The following is a 3,926-nucleotide window of genomic DNA, read 5'->3' as shown; positions in this document are numbered from 1 at the left end:
GTGCGGGAGGGGGCCTCGGTACGGGGAGGGGCCGGGGAGGTGGCCCCGGTGCGGGGAGGGGCCGGGGAGGTGGCCCCGGTGCGGGGAGGGGCCGGGGAGGTGGCCCCGGTGCGGGGAGGGGCCGGGGAGGTGGCCCCGGACCCGGGGGTCGGGGAGGCGCCCGGCGGGGAAGGCCCTGGTACGGGCGAGGGTGGGGCAGGGGGCCGGGAGGGGCCCCCGCCCGGTACCTCAGGGGGTTTCGTCCGACGGGTGGTCCGCGATCTTCTCGTGGTGGCGGATCACCTCGGCGATGATGAAGTTGAGCAGCTTCTCCGCGAAGGCCGGGTCCAGTTTCGCGGTCTCGGCCAGGCCGCGCAGGCGCTCGATCTGGCGGGATTCGCGGGCCGGGTCGGCCGGGGGCAGGTGGTGTTCGGCCTTGAGGTGGCCCACCTGCATGGTGCATTTGAAGCGTTCGGCGAGCATGTGCACGACGGCGGCGTCGATGTTGTCGATGCTGTCGCGGAGCCTGCCGAGTTCGGCGCGTACGGCCGGGTCGACGGGGTGGGCGTTGCCCACGGGGTCCAAGGGTCCGGTGGGTCCGGTCGCGCTGGTGGTCATGGTCAGCGAGCTTACGACGGTCCCGGGGTGATCGTCGGCGGGTGTTCGGGATCCGGGATCTGGTGGCTCCAGCCGCCGGGCACCGTGCGCCCCTGCTGTTCGCGGAAGCGGACGGGGGCGGTGCCGACCCGGCGGGTGAAGAGGCGGGAGAAGTAGGCGGGGTCGTCGTAGCCGACGCGGCGTGCGACGGCGGCGACGGGCAGTTCGGTGGCGGCGAGGAGTTCCTTGGCGCGGCCGAGCCGGATGCCGAGCAGGTAGTCCTTGGGGCTGCAGCCGGCCCCGCGCCGTACGGCGGTGCGCAGTTCGGCGGGGGTCATGCCGTGCCGGGCGGCGTGTTCGGCGACGGACAGCGGCTGGAAGGCGTCACGGGCCAGGGCGTGCAGGACGGGGTCGCCGTCGGCGCCGAGGTCGGCGCGGGCGCGGCGCAGTGCGACGAGGAGTTCGTGGACGGCGGCCCCGGTCTCGACTTCGAGGAGCGGGTTGCCGCGGCGGGCGGCGCGGGCAATGCGGCCGACGGCTGCCCTGGCCCCCGCGGTGTCGGTGAGCGGGACGACGGGGCGTTCCGGTTCTATGTAGCCGAGTTCGGTGTACGTGGTGGTGGCGGGCCCTGTGAAGTCAACGAAGCTCTCGTCCCAGCCGGTGTCGGGGTCGGGCCCGTAGTGGTGGGGTGTGCCAGGAGTGAGCCAGAGGAGGGCGGGTGCGGTGACGGTCGTGCGGCGGCCGTCGGGGCCCCGGTACCAGCCGGAGCCGGCGCTGATGACGACGGCGACGTGGTGGTCGAGGGTGCGGGGGCCGACGGTGGGCAGCGCGCCGTGCTGGAGGCCGACGCCGAGGCAGACGAGGCCGAGTTTGTGGTGGGTGGGACTGGGGGTGAAGTAGCGCATCCAGGTGTGGTACATCCGCGTCCCTCTTCGTAGGTGACTCCGCGGTCGTGCCGGCGGTCCGGGTCGGGTCCACCGGGCGGGTCCTGTCGTGCAGGCCGTCCGGAAGGGGTCCATCGGGCGGGTCCTGTCGCGCAGACCGCCCGGGGGTCCACCGTGCGGGTCCTGTCGCGCCGGCCGTCCGGAGCGGGTCCACCGTGCGTGTCGTGCCAACCGTGCGTGTCGTGCCAACCGTGCGTGTCGTGCCTGTCGTGCCTGTCGTGCCTGCCGTGCGTGCCGTGCGTGCCGTGCGTGCCGTGCGTGCCGTGCCAACCGTCCAACTTCCGTTGATCTTTGTCCATGGACGGGCCCGCCGCCAGGGGGCCAGGGTGAAGCGTCTCCGCGCGCGATCGGACGTGGAGCCGTGTGCGGCCGTGCACGGGAGCGTGTGCAAGCCGTGCACGGGGAGCGGGTGCGCGCGAGGCACCGAGGGAGGGGCGGGGACCGTGGCTGATTTCACCGTGGGTGACGTGGACTTTCTGCTGGACGGGCGGCCTGTGCGGCTGCTGTCCGGGGCGCTGCACTACTTCCGGGTGCACGAGGGCAGCTGGGGCCACCGGCTCGCGATGCTGCGGGCAATGGGCCTCAACTGTGTGGAGACGTACGTCCCGTGGAACCTCCACGAACCGGACCCCGGACGCTTCCACGAGGTGGAGGCGCTGGGCAGGTTCCTGGACGCGGTGGCGGAGGCCGGGTTGTGGGCGATCGTGCGCCCGGGCCCGTACATCTGCGCCGAATGGGAGAACGGCGGGCTGCCGCACTGGCTGACCGGTCCGCTCGGCAACCGGGTGCGGACGCGGGACCCTGCGTATCTGGGTCAGGTGGAGCGGTGGTTCCGGCGGCTGCTGCCGCAGGTGGTGCGGCGGCAGATCAACCGGGGCGGCCCGGTGCTGATGGTGCAGGTGGAGAACGAGTACGGGAGTTACGGCTCGGACCTGGAGTATCTGCGTCATCTCGCGGGATTCCTGCGCGAGGTGGGGGTGACAGTGCCGCTGTTCACGTCGGACGGCCCCGAGGACCACATGCTGACGGGCGGCTCGGTCCCGGGCGTCCTGGCCACCGCGAACTTCGGGTCGGGGGCGCGGGCGGCCTTCGACGTGCTGCGCGCGCATCGGAGCACGGGTCCGCTGATGTGCATGGAGTTCTGGTGCGGGTGGTTCGATCACTGGGGGGCCGAGCGGGTGGTGCGGGATGCTGACGACGCCGCGTCGGCGCTGCGGGAGATCCTGGAGTGCGGGGCTTCGGTCAACCTCTACATGGCGCACGGCGGGACGAACTTCGCGGGCTGGGCGGGTGCGAACCGGGCCGGTGAGCTGCACGGCGGGGAGCTGCGGCCGACGGTGACGTCGTACGACTACGACGCGCCCGTCGACGAGTACGGGCGGCCGACGGCGAAGTTCTGGGCGTTCCGGGAGGTGCTGGCGGAGTACGCGGACGGGCCGCTTCCGGAGGTTCCCGCGCCCCCGGCGGGTCCTGCCGCCCGGGTGCGGGTGGGGTTCGACGGGTGGGTGCCGCTGGGCGGGGTGATGGACGCGCTGGGCGGTACGGAGTCGGACCGGGGCACCGCGGCGACCTTCGAGGAGCTGGGGGTCGGCCGGGGGGTGGTCCGCTACCGGGTGGAGGTGCCGGGTCCCCGGCAGCCGAATCCGCTGGGGGTCCGGGGGCTGCGGGACCGGGCGGTGGTGTACGTCGACGGGGAGCGGGCGGGGGTGCTGGCGGAGGAGGACGCGTATCTGGCGGAACCGGTGGCCGGGCCCGCGGCGGTGGAGCTGTGGGTGGAGTCGCTGGGCCGGGTCAACTACGGGCCCCGGCTCGCGGAGCCGAAGGGGATCACCGGCGGGGTGCTGCACGAGAGGCAGTACGTGCACGGGGTGCGGTCGCGGGGGCTGCGACTGGAGGCGTTCGACGACACGCCAGCGGTACGGAAGCTGGGGTTCCGGCCGGTGTCCGAGGCTTCCGGGGCCTGGGGGTTCCGGACGGCGTCCGGTGCTCCGGGGGCGGGACCCGGTCTTTACCGGGGGTCCTTCGCGCTCGATGCCTCGTGTGACGGTGCGGGCCTCGAACTCCCGGACTGGACACGGGGGTTCGTATGGGTGAACGGCTTCTGTCTGGGTCGCTACTGGCCGGGGGCGGGCCCGCAGGGAGCTCTGTACGTGCCGGGGCCCGTGCTGGTGGCCGGGGTCAATGAGGTGTGGGTACTGGAGCTGGAGGGGTGTGCGGGAGAGGTGGCGGGGTGGGTCGGTTAGAGGGGCCTGCACGGTGGGTGGGGCCGGTGCAAGACCTCCCCAGCCGGTGGGGGGGGGGGCCCCCCCCCCGGGGGGGCCCGGCCCCCCCCAATGTGGAGACCGGGGGCCCGCCAGTTGCGGGGCCGTGGGAAAAACCCCCCGCCCCCGGGGGCGAGTGCGCGGG

At 73.9% G+C, this 3,926-nt stretch carries 3 protein-coding genes; 1 reads left to right on the top strand and 2 read right to left on the bottom strand.

Annotated elements, in window-relative coordinates:
* Positions 1–228 precede the first annotated feature (228 nt).
* Both ACFWVV_RS18840 and ACFWVV_RS18835 read right to left on the bottom strand, forming a co-directional pair.
* A complete protein-coding gene (locus ACFWVV_RS18840) occupies positions 229–597 on the bottom strand; it encodes a chorismate mutase (RefSeq protein WP_384347105.1) in 369 nt (122 codons plus the stop codon).
* A gap of 11 nt (positions 598–608) precedes the next feature.
* On the bottom strand, positions 609–1,496 hold the full coding sequence (locus tag ACFWVV_RS18835; protein ID WP_384347102.1) for a helix-turn-helix domain-containing protein: 888 nt from the start codon (positions 1,494–1,496) through the stop codon (positions 609–611).
* Between the two features lie 467 nt (positions 1,497–1,963).
* On the opposite strand from ACFWVV_RS18835, the gene ACFWVV_RS18830 reads away from it, so the two are divergent.
* Entirely contained in the window at positions 1,964–3,763 is a 1,800-nt protein-coding gene (locus tag ACFWVV_RS18830; protein WP_384347099.1) for a beta-galactosidase family protein, read from the top strand.
* The last annotated feature ends 163 nt before the right edge of the window (positions 3,764–3,926 follow it).

It is taken from the genome of Streptomyces sp. NPDC058663, from assembly GCF_042716745.1.
Classification (GTDB): Bacteria; Actinomycetota; Actinomycetes; order Streptomycetales; family Streptomycetaceae; genus Streptomyces.
This window is presented reverse-complemented; position numbering and strand designations above follow the sequence as displayed.